Annotated in this window: 24 protein-coding genes; 9 read left to right on the top strand and 15 right to left on the bottom strand. The window is 42.6% G+C overall.

Annotation, left to right across the window (positions count from 1 at the left end; translation table 11 throughout):
* Nucleotides 1-110: 110 nt before the first annotated feature.
* The 5 genes from HWQ42_RS35515 to HWQ42_RS10705 all read right to left on the bottom strand — a co-directional run bounded on the left by HWQ42_RS35515 (nt 111) and on the right by HWQ42_RS10705 (nt 4,136).
* Entirely contained in the window at nt 111-251 is a 141-nt protein-coding gene (locus HWQ42_RS35515) for a hypothetical protein (protein ID WP_334812712.1), read from the bottom strand.
* Nucleotide 252: 1 nt separating this feature from the next.
* Nucleotides 253-420 carry a hypothetical protein gene (locus HWQ42_RS35510; protein WP_334955046.1) on the bottom strand — a complete coding sequence of 56 codons (168 nt, stop codon included), beginning with the start codon at nt 418-420 and terminating at the stop codon, nt 253-255.
* Nucleotides 421-423: 3 nt separating this feature from the next.
* Nucleotides 424-1,062 (bottom strand): pentapeptide repeat-containing protein, encoded by a 639-nt coding sequence (locus HWQ42_RS10715; protein WP_292811725.1) that lies wholly within the window; start codon nt 1,060-1,062, stop codon nt 424-426.
* Nucleotides 1,059-2,456: a DICT sensory domain-containing protein gene (locus HWQ42_RS10710; protein ID WP_292811723.1), complete on the bottom strand. Its 1,398-nt coding sequence runs from the start codon at nt 2,454-2,456 to the stop codon at nt 1,059-1,061. The genes HWQ42_RS10715 and HWQ42_RS10710 overlap by 4 nt, the downstream gene beginning before the upstream one ends.
* 87 nt (nt 2,457-2,543) lie before the next feature.
* On the bottom strand, nt 2,544-4,136 hold the full coding sequence (locus tag HWQ42_RS10705) for a photosystem II high light acclimation radical SAM protein (RefSeq protein WP_292811721.1): 1,593 nt from the start codon (nt 4,134-4,136) through the stop codon (nt 2,544-2,546).
* 590 nt (nt 4,137-4,726) lie between these two features.
* Between HWQ42_RS10705 and HWQ42_RS10700 the strand changes: the two genes are divergently transcribed.
* The 4 genes from HWQ42_RS10700 to HWQ42_RS10685 all read left to right on the top strand — a co-directional run bounded on the left by HWQ42_RS10700 (nt 4,727) and on the right by HWQ42_RS10685 (nt 7,174).
* Nucleotides 4,727-5,122 carry a DUF1830 domain-containing protein gene (locus HWQ42_RS10700; RefSeq protein WP_292811718.1) on the top strand — a complete coding sequence of 132 codons (396 nt, stop codon included), beginning with the start codon at nt 4,727-4,729 and terminating at the stop codon, nt 5,120-5,122.
* Nucleotides 5,123-5,264: 142 nt separating this feature from the next.
* The gene (locus HWQ42_RS10695) at nt 5,265-5,726 is read left to right on the top strand and encodes a DUF4079 domain-containing protein (protein WP_292740091.1); all 462 of its coding nucleotides are present in this window, start codon (nt 5,265-5,267) and stop codon (nt 5,724-5,726) included.
* Nucleotides 5,727-5,794: 68 nt separating this feature from the next.
* Nucleotides 5,795-6,361, top strand: coding sequence for a hypothetical protein (locus HWQ42_RS10690; protein WP_292811716.1), 567 nt, complete (start codon nt 5,795-5,797; stop codon nt 6,359-6,361).
* Between the two features lie 33 nt (nt 6,362-6,394).
* Nucleotides 6,395-7,174, top strand: coding sequence for an ATP-binding cassette domain-containing protein (locus HWQ42_RS10685; RefSeq protein WP_292811734.1), 780 nt, complete (start codon nt 6,395-6,397; stop codon nt 7,172-7,174).
* A 111-nt stretch (nt 7,175-7,285) separates the two neighbouring features.
* Here HWQ42_RS10685 and HWQ42_RS10680 read toward each other — a convergent pair whose 3' ends face one another.
* Nucleotides 7,286-8,059, bottom strand: a complete 774-nt coding sequence (locus HWQ42_RS10680) for a response regulator transcription factor (RefSeq protein WP_292811714.1) — start codon at nt 8,057-8,059, stop codon at nt 7,286-7,288.
* A 578-nt stretch (nt 8,060-8,637) separates the two neighbouring features.
* Here HWQ42_RS10680 and HWQ42_RS10675 point away from each other — a divergent pair.
* Nucleotides 8,638-8,886: a DUF6761 family protein gene (locus HWQ42_RS10675; protein ID WP_099102685.1), complete on the top strand. Its 249-nt coding sequence runs from the start codon at nt 8,638-8,640 to the stop codon at nt 8,884-8,886.
* 475 nt (nt 8,887-9,361) lie between these two features.
* On the opposite strand, the gene grxD is transcribed toward HWQ42_RS10675, so the two are convergent.
* The 7 genes from grxD to HWQ42_RS10640 all read right to left on the bottom strand — a co-directional run bounded on the left by grxD (nt 9,362) and on the right by HWQ42_RS10640 (nt 13,960).
* Nucleotides 9,362-9,685 carry a Grx4 family monothiol glutaredoxin gene (grxD, locus tag HWQ42_RS10670; RefSeq protein ID WP_094349509.1) on the bottom strand — a complete coding sequence of 108 codons (324 nt, stop codon included), beginning with the start codon at nt 9,683-9,685 and terminating at the stop codon, nt 9,362-9,364.
* Nucleotides 9,686-9,773: 88 nt separating this feature from the next.
* Complete coding sequence (locus tag HWQ42_RS10665) at nt 9,774-10,031, bottom strand: BolA family protein (protein WP_094349510.1); 258 nt, start codon at nt 10,029-10,031, stop codon at nt 9,774-9,776.
* A 226-nt stretch (nt 10,032-10,257) separates the two neighbouring features.
* The gene (locus HWQ42_RS10660) at nt 10,258-10,866 is read right to left on the bottom strand and encodes a hypothetical protein (protein WP_094349511.1); all 609 of its coding nucleotides are present in this window, start codon (nt 10,864-10,866) and stop codon (nt 10,258-10,260) included.
* A 669-nt stretch (nt 10,867-11,535) separates the two neighbouring features.
* A complete protein-coding gene (locus HWQ42_RS10655; RefSeq protein ID WP_292811712.1) occupies nt 11,536-12,291 on the bottom strand; it encodes a 1-acyl-sn-glycerol-3-phosphate acyltransferase in 756 nt (251 codons plus the stop codon).
* 112 nt (nt 12,292-12,403) lie between these two features.
* Nucleotides 12,404-12,889 (bottom strand): tRNA adenosine(34) deaminase TadA, encoded by a 486-nt coding sequence (tadA, locus tag HWQ42_RS10650; protein ID WP_292811710.1) that lies wholly within the window; start codon nt 12,887-12,889, stop codon nt 12,404-12,406.
* 136 nt (nt 12,890-13,025) lie between these two features.
* On the bottom strand, nt 13,026-13,340 hold the full coding sequence (gene grxC / locus HWQ42_RS10645) for a glutaredoxin 3 (protein ID WP_292811707.1): 315 nt from the start codon (nt 13,338-13,340) through the stop codon (nt 13,026-13,028).
* A 47-nt stretch (nt 13,341-13,387) separates the two neighbouring features.
* Nucleotides 13,388-13,960, bottom strand: a complete 573-nt coding sequence (locus HWQ42_RS10640; protein WP_292811705.1) for a DUF981 family protein — start codon at nt 13,958-13,960, stop codon at nt 13,388-13,390.
* 317 nt (nt 13,961-14,277) lie between these two features.
* Between HWQ42_RS10640 and glpX the strand changes: the two genes are divergently transcribed.
* The 4 genes from glpX (at nt 14,278) to HWQ42_RS10620 (ending at nt 18,136) form a co-directional block, all read left to right on the top strand.
* The gene (gene glpX, locus HWQ42_RS10635; RefSeq protein WP_292811703.1) at nt 14,278-15,315 is read left to right on the top strand and encodes a class II fructose-bisphosphatase; all 1,038 of its coding nucleotides are present in this window, start codon (nt 14,278-14,280) and stop codon (nt 15,313-15,315) included.
* Nucleotides 15,316-15,546: 231 nt separating this feature from the next.
* Nucleotides 15,547-16,833: a glutamyl-tRNA reductase gene (locus HWQ42_RS10630; protein ID WP_292811701.1), complete on the top strand. Its 1,287-nt coding sequence runs from the start codon at nt 15,547-15,549 to the stop codon at nt 16,831-16,833.
* Nucleotides 16,834-16,941: 108 nt separating this feature from the next.
* Nucleotides 16,942-17,502, top strand: a complete 561-nt coding sequence (locus HWQ42_RS10625) for a metalloregulator ArsR/SmtB family transcription factor (protein WP_292811699.1) — start codon at nt 16,942-16,944, stop codon at nt 17,500-17,502.
* Between the two features lie 43 nt (nt 17,503-17,545).
* Nucleotides 17,546-18,136, top strand: a complete 591-nt coding sequence (locus HWQ42_RS10620; protein WP_292811697.1) for a Uma2 family endonuclease — start codon at nt 17,546-17,548, stop codon at nt 18,134-18,136.
* Nucleotides 18,137-18,460: 324 nt separating this feature from the next.
* On the opposite strand, the gene HWQ42_RS10610 is transcribed toward HWQ42_RS10620, so the two are convergent.
* Both HWQ42_RS10610 and HWQ42_RS10605 read right to left on the bottom strand, forming a co-directional pair.
* Complete coding sequence (locus tag HWQ42_RS10610; protein ID WP_292740067.1) at nt 18,461-19,243, bottom strand: ABC transporter ATP-binding protein; 783 nt, start codon at nt 19,241-19,243, stop codon at nt 18,461-18,463.
* Entirely contained in the window at nt 19,233-20,366 is a 1,134-nt protein-coding gene (locus HWQ42_RS10605) for a branched-chain amino acid ABC transporter permease (protein ID WP_292740065.1), read from the bottom strand. Before HWQ42_RS10605 ends, HWQ42_RS10610 begins: the two co-directional genes overlap by 11 nt.
* Between the last annotated feature and the right edge of the window lie 231 nt (nt 20,367-20,597).

Raw genomic sequence — 20,597 nt, 5'->3', positions numbered from 1 at the left:
TCACTGGTGGATTAAAATCGGGGCTTAATCGTAAGTGATTTACCGAACATGATATAACACCATTAAACACCAGCGATCGCAAAGAATATTAGAACTATTTGCGATCCCAGCTAAGCCACATTTTTGACTGAAATAATTCCTTCACCACGCCACTGGCTCAGTAGCCATCTGTCAGAATCTTTATCCAGTGCTGGCTTGAGACGGAAATTAAAAACCTCTTGCCATACCTCTACACCATACTGGTACACCATACTAGGATACAAAATTTGCCTCCAGTTCTTTGAACTGTTGCCATTGCCGATTTGCGATCGCGCTCAACATGGCAATGATCGCGGTGATTGAGACTTGTGCCGCGACGGGTGTCATTGTGGGTAGTCCTCGAAAATACAAATAATCGGCATAAGTGGTTTTTTGGTGCAATGTTTACGCAAGCGTCTCAACCACAGTACCCACCACACAAGCTTTATTTAAATTAACGCCGCTCAAATTTGCACCTTCTAACTCTGCACAGAGTAAATTTGCTCCCGTCAAATTCGCCCCCGCCAAATTCGCCCCCCGCAAGTCGGCTTCTTCGAGGTTGGCTTCACTCAACAACGTTCCTTGCAAATCTGTGCGACTCAAGTCTGCACCTTTGAGATTTGCCCCAGTCAGGTTTGCACCGCGCAAGTCAGCACCGCGCAAGTCTACGCCTTGCAAGTTCACATTCATCAAATTGGCACCACTCAAGAAAGCACCCACCAATGAAACATCACTGAGTCTGGCTCCCATCAAGTTAGCACCACGTAAGTTACTACCCCGCAAGTCAGCACCTGTTAAATCTGCTTGCATCAGGTTCGCTCCCATCAAATTCGCTCGCAAGTCAGTTTCTTGGAGGTTGGCTCCCATCAAATTTGCCCCCTCCAAATGCCCTCCTTCGAGCTTAGAACCAGCGAAATTAGTGCCGACAAGGGTAGCACCAGCAAGATTAATCCGGCTTAAATCCAGTCGAGAGAGTTCCTCGTCTTCTAAATTTGCCCCTGGAAGTTGTTTGAGTTTTCCTAATCTAATGGCTTCAATATTCATGTAAAGTAACTACCAATCTGCTCACTTATCTTGCTGTGGCTATCCCATTGGGAATCAAGTATCCAGATACCGGCGCTGAATTTGGGTGTCATTAAGGGTAAGTCGAGTCCCTGTTGTAAACCCATAACTAATAAAGCTAGGGTATCTACAAGTTTAGGGTCAAAGCGGGTAGATTGTTGCTGTCTGCACTCATCTAATGCTTGAGTAAATATCTGTTCCCGGCTTTGATTTGACGATTTTCGCTGATTGAGTCGCCACTGAAAGTCTGCTAATAATGCCAAAATTCTAGACTCTAGGGGAATTTCATCTCCAGCTAAACCTGCTGGTTCCCCTGTGCCATTCCACCACTCGCTTTGGTGAGTGATAATTTGAGCAACTGCTCGTAATCTTGGCATGGTTCGCAATACTTGCGCCCCTGGTACTAAGGGACAAGTTAAGGGAGAACTGGGGGCGTCTTCTTGGTAGCGTGTGGATATACCGCCTGTGAGTACGCTTTCTGCTTTTTGTAATGGATCTATGCGATGTAACAAAGCCGCTAGCCGCAACCTCTTAATCTGCCATGCGGGAAGATCCAAAAGCTGGGCGATCGCTTCAGCAAGAACTACTACTTCCGCAGCTGCCATTGGATTGTTGACATCTGCCATATCCATCAGTTGCGCCATTCGCAAAAAGGCTTGGATTTCGTTAGAAACCAAGTTGCGATCTAGGGTTTGTTTCTGAAGCGCTGTGGGGATAGATAAATTATCTTGTCCAGTCTGGAGGTAATCTACTACACGGGAGACAACTGCACCTAAATTTTGCGATCTGTCGATTGATGGTACAATTTGTTCTTTGTGAACTGTGAGTTTTTTTGCCAGTTCTGGGTTGTATTTTTGGATGTGAGCGATCGCTATTTCTGCTGTCTCTTGTACTAACTCTGGCTCAAATGTCCACAAGCCATAGAATTTGCGCTCTAAGTCCGATGTCGGTACTCCAGCGCTGCCATAATCAGCCTCTGATAATTCTTGACAAATTACCATTGCTGTGTATTTAGGCGATAAGATAATTAAGTGCCACTCTTGCGCCACTGGATCGCCTGCATCTAATGCCACTAAGTCTACATTGGGTAGCTGGCTGGTAGGATGTTCAGCAAAGCCAGATTCACCAGCAGCCATGATGGCAATTTGGCAACTACATTGAGCGATGTCTGCATATCGTTGAGCTTCTTGTAGATACCATTTACCTTGTTGGAAGGCTGCGATGACTAAGGGTGTACCGTCATCGGTTAAGATATGGTCTTCTAAAGCGTGGCACAGGGCAACTAAGGTATTTTTGTAGTAAACACCGAATCGAATTGGCCTGGTGGTGTGGCGATGAGCTGCTTCCAGCTGTTGTAGGATTGAACCTTCTAACATGGGATTTGGTAAAAATAACCGCAGAGGCACTGAGGAAGATAGAGGGAGAAATTCAGAATTCTGAATTTCTTCACATTTTAGTGTTTTCTAGGATACACCTGCTAACTGTTTTTCTTTCGTCTCTAATGGTGCTGTCAGTGCTGCTTCTAAGTCAGCACAACCCAGCTTTTCTTCTAAGATTTTCATGACTTCGCGCCCGAAGTCGTTGGGGTTTTGTTGCCAAGCTTGCAAGCAGACTTCGCCAAAGAATGAACCAAGGGGTTCGGGATTCCAGAGAAGTTTTTTGGCTGTCCACGGCATCAAACTCATTGGATCGTACCCTGGTTTGAGGATGCCTTCTTTGAAAGCATATTCTTCCAAATGGGTATGGGGTTGTAGTCCAATAAAGAAGATGGCAGGTTCGACTTTATCAGCACCAAAAATCCGTTCTAGTTCGCGGTGGTAAGCGATGGTTTGGCGGATGGTTTCGGGACGTTCGTCAATGACGTTAAAGGAGTAGTTGACGGAAACTAAGTCGTTGAAACCAGCGGCTTTTAAATCACGACAGTTTTGCAAGACGGTTCGTAGGTTGTACCCCATCCGCATTTTCCGCACAAGTTCTTGAGAACCACTGGTAATGCCGATTTCAAAGTAGTTCATCCCGGTTTTAGCCATCAAGTCACACAACTCTGGTGTCAAATTGTCGGCTCTGATATATGCTGCCCAATGGATGTCTGTCATACCAGAATCGACAATTTTTTGCAATAATTCTACCGCATCGGCGATAAATTTTTTCGCGGGGATGAATTGGGCATCGGTAAACCAGAAATTGCGAATGCCGCGATCGTATAATTGGCGGATCTCAGCAACGACTTCATCTGCTGGGTTGATGCGTACTTGTTTGCCTTCGACGACGGTGTAGACGCAATAACAACAGTTGTGAGGACAACCACGCTTAGTTTGTACACCTATATAAAAGTCTTGCTCTTGCAGGTAAAAGTTAAATTCCGGCCAAATGCTTTCTATATAGTCGTAGTTACAAGCGGTTTTTTCTATTGGAGTGGGTTGTTCGTGAATTAGCCGTTTTCGTGGTTGAGTTTCTCCGGCAACGTAACAGCGTTCATCTCGAAAATCTCTGCCACTTAAAAGTTTTTCCAGCAAGGTTTCGCCTTCACCTACAGAAATAATTGTCCCTTGGGGTAAGCTTTTACCTAATTGCTCGTAAAATACGCTGACTGCACCACCACCGACAACTACACGAGCATCAGAATTATATTTCTGGGCACGTTTCAAACCGCGTTTGATTAAGCTCTGGTTTTGCCACAACTCTACATAGTAGGCGATGAAGATTCGCAAACCGCCCAATCCGCCGCGTAGTTTCAATAGAGGATTTTTGGCGTAGTAAAATTCAAAAGCGTTTTGCAGTGGGTTGCCACCACGTCCGCCAACTGGGGCATAAATTTGAATATCCCGCCAAGAAAATACTAGTAGTGTCGGTTTAAATTCATCAATACAGCGATCCAGGGCCGAACTGTAATCTAAAGGTGGCACTGTTCCCAAATCAAAGATGCGCTGTTCAATATTAGGAAACTGCTTGTGGACATGATCGCTCAAGTAGACAACCCCAATAGGAAAGATGGGGTTACAAGGAAGGCGAACGTAAAGAATTCGATTTTCCATCATCTGTGTTTTAACTTCCATCTTGCCAATCTGTGGAGAAAGCGAGAGAAACATCCAGTCTTAAAGTGTGTGCTTGTTTTATATTGGTTTTATTTATCACAATTGTGCTTGACATTTAAGCAGATTATTGGTATTGACGAAGCTGCCGTTAGCAACTGCGGAAAACGCTAAAATTTCTATGCATAAAACATACATAGAATCTATAGAGAGCTTTATGAAGACATTTTTTCATATAGCTTTACCATAACATCGAGTTTATTCATTAAGCGATGATCCCAGCCGATTAATCTTGGGATAGATGAAACAGCAAAACTCACTTCCTCGCTATGCTAAAAGCAAGGGGATCGTTGTTATGTCAATTCCTTAACAATCTGCTTTAAGAGAATTGAAGCTTTTATACCAGGAAAAAATATCAAAAACTTTTATTCATAGTGTATAATTTCGAAAAAGGTGTGAATAATTACAAAATTTTCATAACTGAAAATATATCTTTAGACAGAAATAATCTACAAAGACTCAGTTGGTATTCGCAGTTACAGCAACTGGGGATCAGTGGGTGCTAGGCTTGGCTAGTGTAATGTAAAATTGTGGCGTAAAGCTCCTCAGCAGTTATGGCTCAAATATTAGATCCTCTACCACCTGAGCAATCGGGAAAAATTCTCTGCTGCTACATTAATGCCACGAGCAAAATACAGGTAGCTCGCATCTGCAATATTCCCAACTGGTATTTTGAAAGGGTTGTTTTCCCTGGACAACGTTTAGTTTTTGAAGCTCCGCGAAAAGGTCAAGTGGAGATTCATACAGGGATGATGGCAAGTGCAATTTTATCCGATAAGATTCCGTGCGATCGCCTGATGCTCGAAGAACCCAGTACTAATGAGTTTGATACAGACTCATCAGATGAAAAAGACCCTTTTAATACCAAACTAATGGTGCAGCAAATTAATACAAAAATCGGAGATACTACAAAACCCTTGCAAATTCTTGGTTTAGCATCGGTTGATTAAAAAAAAACAATTTTATTAAATTTAAGGGTTGCTAATTTAGCAGCCTTTTTTGTTTATTTTTTGTTTATTATTTATTGGGTATGGGGCATTGGTTATTCTCCTTGTCTCCCTCATTTCTGCCATCTCATCTACAATCATTCTTATGAATCTGCCTTCATTTCTTTGGTTGTGGAAAATAGCCGCCTGGTCAATGGGATTATCCCTGCTGGCATATCTGATGTTAGCAATTACTGGCGTTTGGATGTTTCGGGCGAGAACTTCGCAGCAATTCCCTTTTATTACCCCATTTCTGGGCGGAAATAAAGGGGTGCGATCGCTCCACTATACAATGGGCATCAGCATGGTAAGTTTAGTGCTACTACTGCTAGCGATCGGTATTGTTGGCACTTGGGGGCACTTTGGTTCACTAGGTCACTCATCACACTTAATCGCTGGATTAATAGTGGTAGCACTAGTTTTACTGTCTGCTTTCAGTGCCACGCAAATTAGTGTCAGACGACCTTGGGCTAGACCCTTACACATCGGCGTAAATATTATTCTGTTTGTAGGATTTGCCTGGGTATCCCTTACTGGTTGGATTGTAGTACAAAAGTATTTACCGTGAACTACCACACATCAACTACCAGGGACATAGACGTCCCCTACAATGAAGAAAAGCATTGTAATTGAGCCGTGACACCAAACTCAGCCAATATCTCAACTTCTATTTTTCGTCTGTCTCCTTTGATTCGGATAACGTTGCTGAGTCTATACATAGCACTCACAGTCCCATTACCCTTTTTATCGCAGGTAACAGCTGCACCCGTACCTCCAGGCTTATTGTGGGTAGGGATTGGCATCGGTTTAGTTGCCTTGTACGCGGTATTAACTGAACAAGTAATGGTAGATGACGAGGGAATTCAGGTTACTTACCCCGTCTGGGTGCCTCGCTTTTTTCGTAAAGGCTGGTCTTTACCTTGGTCAGAGGTGAAAGAGTTAAAACCCCGCAGCACTGGGCAAGGAGGGCTAGTTTATTACTTCCTCAGCCAGGATGGGAAAGCTTATTTATTACCGATGCGTGTAGCTGGATTTGCCCGTTTGGTGCAAATTGTCCAAGCAAAGACGAGCATTGATACTACAGATGTTCGCCCTTTAGCGCAGCCGTGGATGTACCTGATTTTACTGGGATGCACACTGCTGCTACTATTAGTCGATGGCTGGGCGATCGCTACAGCCTTCACTACTGCACAATTAACTTAAAATTGGGCATTGCTTATTTCTCCCCAGTCCCCAATTCCCTTGAACACAGCAAAAGCCATACTCCGGCTAGAGCAAGTTAATCTGTTTACAAAGCTGAAAACCCAACTTCCTGGTAATCAGCAAGGATACCCCATATTACAAGATATTTCCTTGGAGGTATTCCAGGGAGATCGCATTGCAATTTTAGGCCCAGTAGGTGCTGGTAAAACTTCGTTATTACGCCTCATCAACCGCCTAATTGAACCCACAAGTGGTAAACTCTATCTCGAAAATCAAGAATATCGCCAAATTCCGGTTATCCAGCTACGGCAGATGCTTGTACTTGTATTGCAAGAATCAAAGCTGTTGGGGATGACAGTTGGGCAATCCTTGGCTTATCCTTTAGTTTTGCGTGGTTTGCCCAAACAGACAATTCAGCAACGAGTCAATCATTGGACAGACCAACTGCACATTCCCAATGAATGGTTAGGGCGAACAGAGGTGCAACTTTCTGCAGGACAACGACAACTAGTAGCGATCGCTCGTGCCTTAGTCATCGAGCCTAAAATATTATTATTAGATGAGCCAACCTCTGCCCTCGATTTTGGTACGGCTTCTCATCTAATGCAAGTCTTAACCCAGTTGAGTCAAACTCATCAAACCACGATTCTCATGGTCAATCACCAACTGGAACTAGCCCAGATGTTTTGCACTCGGTTATTACACCTACAACAAGGTCATTTATTCGCAAATCAAACAGCCTCAGAGATAGACTGGATTGAATTACGAAAAAGCCTTTTTCAAGTAGCAGCTCAAGACGATTTTGGATTTTAAATTTTGGATGAGTAATTGGGCATGGGGCATTGGGCATTGGGCATGATTTATTATCCTCATCTTCCTCATCTCCCTTATCCCCTACTCCCTATTCCCCACTTTTTAATCCCATCACACTTGACTACTAGTAAGTGTTGAACGTTGATTATTAAATCTCTCTCTAGCTAACTTTGTTGTTTGTGACTGTGAAATATTGGTATTCAAAATTTCCATGTTAAAACGGTATCCAACATTGCGGATAGTTTGAATCAAATTGGGTTGCCGGGGATCGAGTTCAACCTTTTTCCGCAGCGATAAAACGTGAGTATCAATGGTACGAGGATTATCGATAGCGTCAGGCCAAGCACGACGCAGCAATTCCGATCTACTTAGAGGTACTCCCCCAGCTTGTGCCAAAACGTACAACAAACTGAATTCCTGGGGCGTTAAGTCAATAAACTCCCCTTGGAAGCGGACACGACGCTGAACTAAATCGATTTGCAAAGTGCCATAATCCAAATAAGCTGGTGCAGTAGGTGTGCGCTTCCGGCGAATCAGTGCCTCTACCCGTGCCAAAAACTCTTGCATCCCAAAAGGTTTGCTCAGGTAATCATCTGCACCTGCCTTTAAACCTGCGACTATATCAGCTTCAGTATTACGGGCAGATAGCATTAAAATTAGAGGCTGTTGCTGACGATGCAACCAACGACAAAACTCAATGCCATCACCATCAGGCAGGTCTGCATCTAAAACTACCAGTGTTGGTTGATGGCTTAAAAATACTTCCCTTGCTTGATAAATACTGGCAGCTTGATGCACGCGGTATTCCAGCTGTTGCAAGTGCCAACCCAACAACGACCTCAGATGGGGATTCCCCTCAATGATTTCTATACAAACCGAACCCACGGCGGCAAGACCCCTTAGCGTCTGATGACTTTCAAAGTAACAAGCCCATCTCTAAGGTTTTGTAGCCTTTGTTACTTCAACTGCTATTAGCTTTACATTTCCTCATAAAAAACGTGGCAATATCTTTAATTTATGCCTTGCCGATAGGGGATTAGAAATATTATTAAATTTTTATTAAATTTCTCAGCAGTCTTGTTAGACGTATCAAAAATTCTTGTAGCTTAACATTCTGCTTTTAATGGGTGTAATGTGGGAATATCTATAACCAATCAGCTAAACGTTAATACAAGAGCTTTTCAACCTGATCGTAAAAGTAGATTTTTCCGCAAAATTACTGCCCTCATCCAGGAATATAACACCAATACAATTGGGCCATTGAATATGAAAATCAGACAAATAACTGAGCAGATAACTAGAATCGATGTTTTCTGGAATAGGATTAAAGTAGGTTGTAGCTGCTAGGGGTAGTACCCAAAGTAGATGTGTTGACTTTGAATTAATGCCAAAGTGAAATTACACTTCACTTTTTAGCGTGAATCATTTACAATTCTCATTCCAAAGAGATTAATACAGCAGTTATGCTCCAAGACACACAAACCATCCGCTATTACCAAAGACTCACCGATGCCTTCATCGAGTTATGGAATCGCGGTTATCGCACGGATGACATGCGGATGTATTTGGATGGATATCTAGCCGCACTACGACATAGCAACGTCATTGAACCTTTTCTGATTCATCGCCTAGAAGAGGAAGCCAGCCGCTTCTTGTACGATGGATCAAACTTTGCAGTGCCGCAACCACAGCCACAACCCGATTACTACTAAGTACCATTTACCTGGTCATTGATAGTAACCGTTAATTACCGCAGATAATTATAGCATATTATCTGTATTGGTCAACGGGTTGTCGTGGTGTGAAATTTTGGAGATATTGTATTGATTAAACGCATCCCCTCAGCCCTATATTGGTTTTGCCAATTAGACTGAGGGGATTGTTGTCTAGCAATGAATCAAGCCCAATGTACAGCTGTTTTCTTTTGCATAAGTAAAAAGCCACGGGTTATGAGGCAGAAGACAGGAGTTAGAAACATTTTTATATCTGATATGTGAGTCCTAAACTTTTTACCTCACTTACCTGCAAACTGCTGTAGATAAAGTATTTTTGTCAGAAACCGATTAAAAAACCCTTGAAAGGGGAAATAAATAGTATCTCTCGTTTCAAGGATATTAAAAACGGCACATTGCCTTGATTGCGAAACGCAAATTCAGCAGCATAGCCTTTAGCTTGGGTAAAGAGAGATTACGAAGCTAATGCTACTTCTACTTTTTCCTGCAATTCACCTTTTTGGTAGAGTTCAATCAAAATGTCAGAACCGCCAAGGAATTCACCATTGATGTACACTTGGGGAATTGTCGGCCAGCTAGAGTATTCTTTAATACCTTGACGAATTTCCGGGTCTGAGAGAACGTCAACCGTCTCAAAGGGAACTCCCAAGGTATTGAGAATCTGCACAACGTTGTTAGAGAAACCACATTGGGGCATTAACTTGTTTCCCTTCATGAAAACTAAAATCTTGTTTTCTTGTAGCAAGCTATCAATTTTGTCTTTGAGTTCTGGTGTCATGGTATTTATGTTTCCTATGTTGGATTCAACAGTGAGGAGTGAGGAGTGAGGAGTCAAAATTCATAACTCCTAACTTCTGACTCTTATTTTACGAAGCTGCTGTTGCTTGCCAAGCTTCGGGAGTGTATGTTTTCACCGCCAAGGCATGAATCGCTTCAGTTGACATAGCTTGACCCAACGCACCATAAACTAACTGGTGCTGTTGCACTAGTCCTTTACCTGCAAAGTGCGATGAAACTACTGTCACCTGATAGTGGTCGCCGCCACCAGTCAAGTCTTGCACCTGAACCTGTGCGTCTGGCAGTCCCGCCTTGATCATTTCCTCAACCTGTTGCGGACTAATCATCGCAATTCCTGAAAAAACTTACTTTTCTATTATTAACAGATATAGAGCAAATGCCTGTGCCAACTTCAGGCTTTGGCAAGGCTGTAGATACACGCGCCTCTGAGGTGTATTTTTGAGAATGCTCAGGTTTTGGTTGCGGCGGATAGCTCTATCCTAGCACTGGGGCGTTCCCAAGCAACTGGTTAGGGAAATATGGGTATGCAAAAAGAGGCAACAAAAATTTAATTTATTTTTTTGGGGATGAAGAGGATGAATTACCACCTTCTCTGGGATAGGGAGAATCAACAAAACCCAACTCAAACAACTGTTTATAGGCTTTCTTGCCTAAATCACGTGTCGGGTTTTGACTCTTAATTATTTGAACTAACAACGGTACAGCTAATTCTGGCTGATTTTGTGCCCGATGTACCAATGCTAGCTGAAAGGTGGCTTCATCTCGCTTTTGGGCTGTTAATAGAGCTTTTTGACGTTGAGAATCAGAAACTCTGTTGTCAATTCCCGAAAAGCTAGAATTTAACTCTTGATAAAAATTAGATAGCTGATTATAAACTTGACGCGCTTCTTGCAGTTTCTTGGCAGCTAAGGTGTAGTTTTGAGCAGAAACGGCTTGTTCTGCATCTTTTACTAAGCGATCGCCACCTGCAATGCTCAAAAGGCTGTTACTTTCGGTTATGGGGCGGAGGTTATTAGGATCGTTGGGGTCAATGGGTTGTGGTTGGCTGGTAGTGCCTGGTGACTGTGATACCTGAGCATTCACAGGTGATAGCAGGCTGAGGACTGCTATAACTGATAAAACAGTACGGTGCATCAAGGTAACAGCGACAGCAGTGTTCATGGGATCAATTAGTGCGACAACTATACAAAAGAGTTATGGAAACTTCGGGTATCTTAACTCTGTTTTGGCCTTGGACAAAGCAAAGTTACATCCTAAGTATCTCTGATTTAGACTAAAAATCAGTTTAATAGAGTTCCCATTACCCCTGTATACCAACTAACTTATATCACTGCGATCGGCGATACCTAAGCTGGAGTGCGTCACCATCTGTCTGAGTACCTACTTTTCTCCCCAATAATTATCTCAGCTTAACTGGGATATTTGGCAGGAGAATTTTCCCAAGGCACTGCTTGAAGTATTTGCGTAGGCGTAGCCCGCCGTAGGCATCGCACCAAACTAGTTCAGAATAGCGATCTCTTCAGTCGGCGCTTCCCAACTTTTATTTAACTGTCTGACCAAATGTGAAAATATTTATCATCCAGCAATTTAGTAGTTTGCAGACAATTAATTTAGCTATTGGTTCAAAAAAATGCCAATTTGGCTGAATATATTATCAATAGAGGGTAATTTATATATATACATCCTCAAAGGTTGCAAAATACTACTAATCTTTTCTGACTTACTCCGGATGAATATAGCAGTTAGCAATTAGTGTCAAATATTGAAAAGTTGCAGTTTCCGAATTATGCACGGTCAATGATTAAGAGGTAATCTTGATGTTTGACTACATCAAGAATTAGTAATTTCTGCAAATGCGTGATTAGTAACTTTTGTTTCTTGATGGCTCAATTGTTGCAGTGCCTTTGCTAAATCAGTTGTAATGCTTTTTGCATCTTGTTTTATACAGCCATTCATGTAATCCGCGACTCTGATTGGGGAGCCAATGTCAATACTTACATCTGTACCCCAATTGGGATAAGGTTGGCTGTAGTTAATGCCTATGGGTATAATTTTTACTCCCAGCCCGGAATGACTAGATTCAGCACTCAAAGCAAGACGACCAATTCCCGGTTTCAACTGATGAACTTGGCCATCACGAAAAATGTTGCCTTCTGGAAAGATTACCAGGGTTTTTTGCTGCTGAAGTAGCTCTACTCCATGTCGTAGCGTGCGGATTGACGGATGCTTAGAATTTACAGGAAATCCCCCTAAACGTCGAACAAACCAGCCTTGTAAACCTTGGCATTCGTCAATAGTCACCATGAATCGCAAGTCTTGCTTTCTCAGACAAGCGGTAGCGTAGGGTACAAGCAAGGCATCCCAACGCGCCCGATGTGTAGGCGCAAGGATCACAGGCCCAGTTGTAGGGATATTTTTTTGTCCGGTTATTCTAATTTGTCCAAAGAATAATGGTAATAGGCAGTGACGCCCTAATAAATATGCCAGGGGACTTAACCAAGGAGAAACCCTTGAGGTAGTACTATCTACCGGAGGATTCGCTGGGGTGTGCTGGCAGGTATCGGATGAAGAGTAAAATTCCATCATGACGGATGCAGCTGATTGACGGGTAAAATTTAACGAAAAGTCTGATTAGTTACACCGTAGATTCTCTTGCGTGACTTGTCTGGTACTAGATGGACAGTTTTACCTCTGTCCGTTAGTTTACCTTACGTCGCCTAGTAGCAAACCAAGACTGTAATTGTCGACGACAAGCTGACTCTAGAATGCCTCCGATTACTTGGAGACGGTGATTAGAAGCAGCACTATCGGGGATGTTAATAACTGTACGAATTGCGCCAGTTTTTGTATCGTCTACTCCATATACCAGTAGTCCTAGTCGTGATTGGACGATCGCACCTGCACACATCGGGCAAGGTTCGAGAGTTACGTAGAGAGTGCATTCATTAAGATGCCAATTTTGTAAAGTTGTTGCAGCTGTCTTGAGAGCGAGAATTTCCGCGTGAGCAGTAGGGTCTTTATCGCGCTCTTTTCTGTTTTCTCCTTGTGCTAGCAATTTGCCTGTTGAATCAATGATAACAGCACCTACAGGGACTTCACCTGCATCACCTGCTGATTTTGCTAATTCTAGGGCACAACTCATCCATTGTTGATGTATAAAATATTGTGTATATTTAGTTAACATATTCTTATCAAGACATGATGTGCAACTTAATATTCTGACCTCTCTCTAAATCACCAATACTGTTTGGTTAAGGCAAGAGACGCGATGAATCGCCGTCTCTACAATAATATTTCGTCTTGACGGCGATTTATCGTGTCTAAATAGCGGCTTGGGCTAAAAGGGGATCGAGTTGACTTAGTGTATCTAGCTGATAGAGGTCATCGCAGCCGCCAATATGCTGGTTATTGATAAAAATTTGTGGTACTGTACGTCGGCCGTTAGCGCGTTCTGCCATTTTAGCTCTGGCTGCTTCGTCGCCGTCGATTTTATATTCAGTAAAATTTACACCTTTCCACCACAGCAGTATTTTGGCACGAATGCAGTAAGGACAAGTTTGCCATGTGTAAAGTTCGACATTGGCTTTGACTCGCTCTGGATGGCGATTTAAGAGGGGATTAAGAAAGTCCAGCATATTTTTTTAAGCAAGGTTTTAACTATATCTCTAGCCTAGAACATTGCTTACCGCATCGGCGCTGGAACCCACTTTTGGAAACTTTCTAAATGATTCCAGTAAGACAAATATCCAGTCAATGCCCAAATTAGAGCGGCTACTATCAGCACTGCTACGCCAATTAGTCGCCAGGTTCGATTGGTTTTCCAATAAAGAGTTGGCGCTGCAAAAATACCACCTAATCCAGTTAATATAAAGCCGATTCCCGACAAAAGCGGCTGCTTTGTCAAATTCAAGTTGATGATGCGGATACCGACCACGATCGCAGCTGCACCAGCAAAGAAGCCATAAATTGCTATTGTCAATAAATCCCAACCTTGAGCAAGGGCGATCGCCGCTGCAACGAACAAGATTCCAAATAGAACACTTGTCTCACCGAAGGCAATGTTAAAGCTACCGATAACTGGCCAGGTGAAGCTCATGTGCAAACCAGTTGTTAGTGCGATCGCACCTGTAATTCCAAAGCCGGGAATCCACTGTCTTTGATTAGAGCTATCTATACCACGATATACATAGTCAGCCAGTATAAATAACCCAGCTACCATATTGATCAACATTAGGGTGATGTAGTCGATAAACACAATTAACCTTTTAATGTCATTCTGAGTGAACTCACCAGCTTTTTTCTTTATTATTTTATACCTAAAGATAAACACTGAAGAAAAGCAATGTTCTAGATATAGCTACCCATTTGTGCCAGTTCTTAGCTTACTTACTTTTGAAGACGCATTATGCTGGAATAGTTATGATCAAAAAACAATGTCATAACTGGCACTTTTTTAACCAGTTAGCAGTAAAACTTAACTTTCTTCCACGTGTATCCGCCCTTTGGTAGACTTGAAGACTGAAATAGCCAGATAAAGCGGCGGAAATTCAAGCAGTTGAGAGGGCAGACTCTGTGGAAAATACACTTGGGTTAGAGATTATTGAAGTAGTAGAGCAAGCCGCGATCGCATCCGCAAAGTGGATGGGTAAAGGCGAAAAAAACATCGCTGACCAGGTAGCTGTGGAAGCGATGCGGGAGCGGATGAATAAAATCCACATGCGCGGTCGCATCGTGATCGGGGAAGGCGAACGCGACGACGCGCCGATGCTATACATCGGGGAAGAAGTTGGTATCTGTACCCAACCAGATGCCGCAAGTTTCTGTAACCCTGATGAACTAATTGAAATTGATATCGCTGTTGACCCTTGTGAAGGTACGAACCTGGTAGCTTATGGACAACCTGGTTCGATGGCGGTCTTGGCAATTTCTGAAAAGGGTGGATTATTTGCTGCTCCTGACTTCTACATGAAGAAGTTAGCAGCACCTCCCGCAGCTAAGGGCAAGGTAGACATCAACAAGTCAGCCACGGAAAACCTGAAGATTCTCTCTGAGGTTTTAGACCGGGGTATTGATGAACTTGTAATCGTGGTCATGAAGCGCGAACGCCATAACGAATTAATTAAAGAAATTCGTGAGGCTGGAGCGAGAGTCGCCCTAATTTCAGATGGTGATGTAGGTGCAGCCATCAGTTGTGGTTTTGCAGGAACTAATATCCACGCGCTGATGGGTATTGGTGCGGCTCCTGAAGGTGTAATCTCGGCAGCAGCAATGCGTGCTTTGGGTGGACACTTCCAAGGTCAACTGATTTACGATCCAGCAGTAGTAAAAACAGGTCTGATTGGAGAAAGCAAAGAAGCTAACATCGATCGCTTAAAGTCTATGAATATCAATGACCCCGATAAGGTCTATGATGCTCATGAACTAGCATCTGGTAAAACGATTCTGTTTGCTGCTAGCGGTATTACTAGTGGTAATCTCATGCAAGGTGTACGTTTCTTCAAGGACGGGGCAAGAACTCAAAGCTTGGTTATTTCCAACCAGTCGAAAACTGCTCGATTTGTTGATACAATTCACTTGTTTGGTGAACCAAAAGTTCTCCAACTGAACTAATTTTTAGGGAATGGGGAATGGTAAAAGTAAGGTCAAGCGTTTGGAAAAAATCTTTCTATAAAACGGAAAAATAGTCACCAAAATGCTTTAACCTTACAGTAGTTAGTAGTTAGTAGTTAGTGATTAATTGTTGGTTAGAAAAATATCAACCAAGAAACAAAAATTCCCCATTCCCTATTTCTCACTCAATGCCAGATTGCCAACTACCAATTAGTAACTACGATTTAGCAAATGAATATAGCAGTGGTGGGGTTAAGCCATAAAACAGCCCCAGTAGAAGTCCGGGAAAAACTGAGCATTCCAGAACCACAAATTGAAAGTGCGATCGCTCAACTGGCCAGCTATCCTCATATTGATGAAGTTGCAATTCTTAGTACTTGTAACCGCCTGGAAATTTACATTGTTACCAGTGAAGCAGACCAAGGTATCCGCGAAGTAACGCAGTTTCTCGCGGAATACAGTAAATTAGCCGTGCTTTCTTTGCGACAGCATTTGTTTATGCTGCTACATGATGATGCTGTGATGCACGTTATGCGGGTAGCAGGTGGTTTAGATAGTCTGGTACTCGGAGAAGGTCAAATTCTGGCTCAGGTGAAGACTACTCACAAACTGGGACAGCAATATAGCGGTATAAAAACCATTTTGAATCGATTATTTAAACAAGCGCTGACAGCTGGGAAGCGGGTTCGCACTGAAACTAGTATTGGTACTGGCGCTGTCTCTATCAGTTCGGCTGCTGTGGAATTAGCGCAGATAAAAGTGGCAAATTTAGCTGCTTGTCGAGTGGTAATTCTGGGTGCTGGTAAAATGTCGCGGCTGCTGGTGCAACACCTACTTTCTAAGGGTGCTGTGCAAATTAGTATTGTAAATCGCTCTCGCGATCGCGCCCAAGAATTAGCGAAGCAGTTCCCTCAACAACCGATCAATATTCACCCGCTATCGGAAATGATGGCGGTAATTGCCGATAGTGATTTGGTATTTACAAGTACTTCGGCAACAGAGCCAATACTTGACCGTGCCAAGTTAGAAATGGTTTTAGAAGTTCAGCGCTCTCTGATGTTATTTGATATTTCTGTGCCGCGTAATGTTCATACAGATGTAAATGAATTGGAAAATGTGCAGGCATTTAATGTGGATGATTTGAAGGCAGTAGTAGCGCAAAACTACGAAAGCCGTCGGAAGATTGCACAAGAAGCCGAGCGACTTTTAGAGGAAGAAGTGGAAGCCTTTGATATTTGGTGGCGCAGTTTAGAAACTGTTACCACTATTAGCTGTCTGCGAAATAAAGTCGAAACTATTCGTGAACAAGAATTAGAAAAAGCTTTGTCGAGATTGGGTTCGGAATTCGCTGAAAAACATCAAGAGGTAATTGAAGCATTAACACGAGGAATTGTCAATAAAATTTTACATGACCCGATGGTGCAATTGCGATCGCAGCAAGATGTTGAAGCTAGACGGCGCTGTATGCAAACTCTGCAAATGCTGTTCAACCTAGATGCAGAGGAACAGTTTAGTTAAATTAAACAACAAGAACCCCGACTTTTGGTGAGAAATTGGGGTTCTGAGCCAACCAGTTTTAAATTAGATATACTTCTAATTAGATAGACATCTAATTAGAAGTTAGTTATGCAACCAGAGCAATTTAACATCTTACTGCGCTTTTTCAAGGCATTAGCGGATGATAGCCGATTGAAGATTGTAGGTATCCTGGCGAATCAGGAGTGCAGCGTCGAAGAATTGGCGGTGCTACTGCAACTCAAGGAACCGACGGTATCTCATCATTTAGCGAAACTTAAAGAGCTAAATTTGGTGACAATGCGTCCTGAAGGAAATAGCCGCCTGTACCAGTTGGATAGTGAGGCTTTGCAAAGCATTAGTAAGGAAATTTTCACACCTGAGAAAATAGCATCCTTGATAGAGGATGTGGATACTGAGGCTTGGGAAAGCAAAGTGTTGAAAAACTATTTCGAGGGCGATCGCCTTAAAGAAATTCCTGCTAGTCGCAAAAAGCGTCTAGTTATTCTTAAGTGGTTAGCAAACCAGTTTGATGTAGGAGTCAACTACCCTGAACGTTTGGTAAATGATATTCTCAAACGCTACCATATTGACTGCGCCACCCTGCGACGGGAGTTGATTGCTTGCCAGTTAATGCAGCGAGAAAATGGGATTTATTGGCGTACAACATAGATGTGAAAGATGAATAAACCGCACAATCATAGGTTGTATTTTTATGCAGTTAGAAACACAAAAATTCTATTACACACCTGAAGAATATTTAGAAATTGAAGAAAAGGCAGAATATAAAAGCGAATACCGTGATGGAGAAATTGTACCGATGACGGGTGGCACTACAAATCATAATAAAATTGCTTTGAATTTAGCTGCATCCTTAAAAATTGCTTTAAGGCGTAAAAATTATGATGTTTATATTGGTGATGTGCGTTTGTGGATACCCCGTTATCGGCAACATACATATCCTGATGTGATGGTGATTGAGGGACAACCTATTTATACGGGAACCAGCACAACAACGGTTATGAACCCGATGTTAATTGCTGAAAATTTATCTAAATCGACTAAAAATTATGACCAAGGCGATAAGTTTCTTTATTATCGCTCTATTCCAGAATTCAAGGAATATATTTTAATTGACCAATATCAGTATCATGTGATGCAGTATGTAAAAACTGCGGAAAGTCAATGGTCATTTACTGAACTTGAACACGAATCGGCAACTTTATCACTGCAAACGGTTGATTTTCAAATTGATTTGCGTGACCTTTACGAACAAGTCAATTTTGCAGAAAATAACGAAGATTGAAAAATCAACCTCCAATTCACCCCAGCAGATGTTTCATCCAACAAAATTAACTTGAGATTGTTTAGCGAGTAGCTACCAAACTCCTTCACTCAATTTGTGTTTCTTCCTCCGTAAATATAGGAGGCCACAATTCAGTAATAGGCAATTCCCAACCAGGAAAAAGTTCTGTTATGGTTAAAATATCGCCATTTTCTAAAACTGTCGCTTCGCCTGTAGAGCGATAAAGTTCAGTTTTACTTTGAACAAGTAACAGTATTTATGTACTTTTATTTGTCCAAAGTCCGCTCGCTAAATACATTGCATAAACAGAAAGTCAATCACACTCTATTTTCCCAAATAAGCTTCTAGAACTTTGGGATTAGTTTGAATTTCTGCTGGCGTACCATCAGCTAAATTCTGCCCTTCAGCAAGCACCCAAACACGATCGCACAAGGACATAACCACATCCATATTATGTTCAATAATCAGAAAGGTCATTCCGTCTTGACGGTTCCAAGTGATAATGCGATCGCAAATATCATCAATCAGTTTCGGATTCACCCCAGCAGCTGGTTCATCCAACAAAATTAACTTAGGATTAGTCATCAGCGCCCGTCCCATTTCTAGCAGCTTGCGTTGTCCACCAGATAAGCAACCAGCGTAATCGTGTGCTTTTTTTACCAAGCCCACTGATTCTAATAAGTACATTGCTCGCTCTTGCAGTTGCTTTTCTTCCTTAGCGACAATGTGCGGTTGCAACTGCACCTGCCAAAAATTTTCACCTGTTTGTTTTTGCGCCGCTAGCAGCATATTTTCTAACACCGACAACCGCGAGAGAGTCCGTGCAACCTGAAAGGTACGGATTACACCCTGCTGGGCGATTTGATATGGTTGTAAGTTGTGAATCGGTTCGCCGTCAAAAATTACTCGTCCTTTATCAGGGCGAATGAAGTTTGAGAGTAAGTTAAATAAAGTAGTTTTACCAGCACCATTGGGGCCAATCAAGCCCGTAATGCTGCCTTTAGCAACTTCGATTCTGGCCTCATTAACTGCTTTAACACCACCAAAGCTTTTAGAAAGTCCAGTGGCTGCCAGAAGGGGAAGTGGGGATGAATAGTTATTTACCAAGGGTGAGTTCCTCTTTTTTCCCTAAGATACCTTGAGGACGCCAAATCATCAGTACCATCAAAATTAGTCCGATTACCATGATGCGAAATGCGCCCAAACGTGCTTCATCAAGAGAAACGATTCTGGGTAAGACTTCTCGCGTCAGCGCATCGTAAGCAAAGAAAATTACCGCACCTACAATTGTGCCAACATTATTCCCAGAACCGCCTAAAATCACCATAATCCAAGTGTCAAAGGTGATCTGCGGTTGAAAATTATCGGGGTAAATGGCGCTGAGTTGCCAAGCAAAGAAAGCACCAGCGATACCTGCGATCGCACCTCCAAGCATGAGAGATTGTAATTTATACCAAAATACATTTTTTCCCAGCGCTTTGGGAATTTCTTCATCTTCACGGATGGCTTTGAGAATTCTACCCCAAGGTGATCGCACCAAAATTTCTAACCGCCAGTATACAAATGCTAAAACCAGCAGTAACACCAGCATTAAACCCGCTTTTGGGTTGTAGTTATACAGTCCGATTACCCCAGAAATATAAATCGCTGCCGCCAAAAGTGCTAACACAATTCCCACACCCAAGCGGGATATAAATTCTTGCTTGCTAGTCGTCCTTTTGCCTAAATCAGTAGTCCGAGATATTTGAGTGGTACGAATCCATCGCCACAATGTAAAGAAAGTTACAGCAGCCAGGAGCGTTAAAAGCGCAATCATTATTAATCTGACAAACAAACTTGGTTCTGTGGATAGGGGTATGGGATAACTTTGTACACCAAACGCCCCAGAAATCCAAGTATCACCCACAGGTAATTCCTGATTGTTTACCACCAAACGAATTAATTCGCCCGTGCCAATGGTGACAATTCCTAGATAATCTTCTCGTAAGCGGAGAGTGACAAAACCAATTATCAAACCCAATAAGGCGGCGACAATTGCCCCAGCCAGTGCCGATATAAGTAGGGGTACGCCCTTTAAGCTTAACAATACCGTTGTATATGCTCCCAGAGTCATGAAAGCAATATGACCAAAGTTAATTAATCCCGTAAAGCCCCACTGTAAATTCAGTCCTAGTGCGAATAGAGCAAAAAGTGCTGTAGAAATTGCTAAGAAAATGAGATAGTCAACCATATTAAATTATTTGGGAATTGGGCAAAATAGTTCCGAGTGCTGAGTGCTGAGTTAGGAGTTAGGAGTGAAGAGTTAGGAGTTACGAATTCTCCCCCTGCTCCTCTGCTCCTCTGCTCCTCTGCCCCTCTGCCCTCCTCGCCGGGCGAATAAATTTTAGCGTAGCTTGAGCGTAGCTAATTTTATGGGAATACTATTTATTGTTGGTGTTTGGTTGTAGGGAATAATTAACGT

This window comes from Nostoc sp. JL23 (genome assembly GCF_017115065.1).
GTDB classification, from domain to species: Bacteria; Cyanobacteriota; Cyanobacteriia; order Cyanobacteriales; family Nostocaceae; genus Nostoc; species Nostoc punctiforme_A.
Note: the sequence above shows the minus strand (reverse complement) of the source record. Positions and strands in the feature narration are given on the sequence as shown.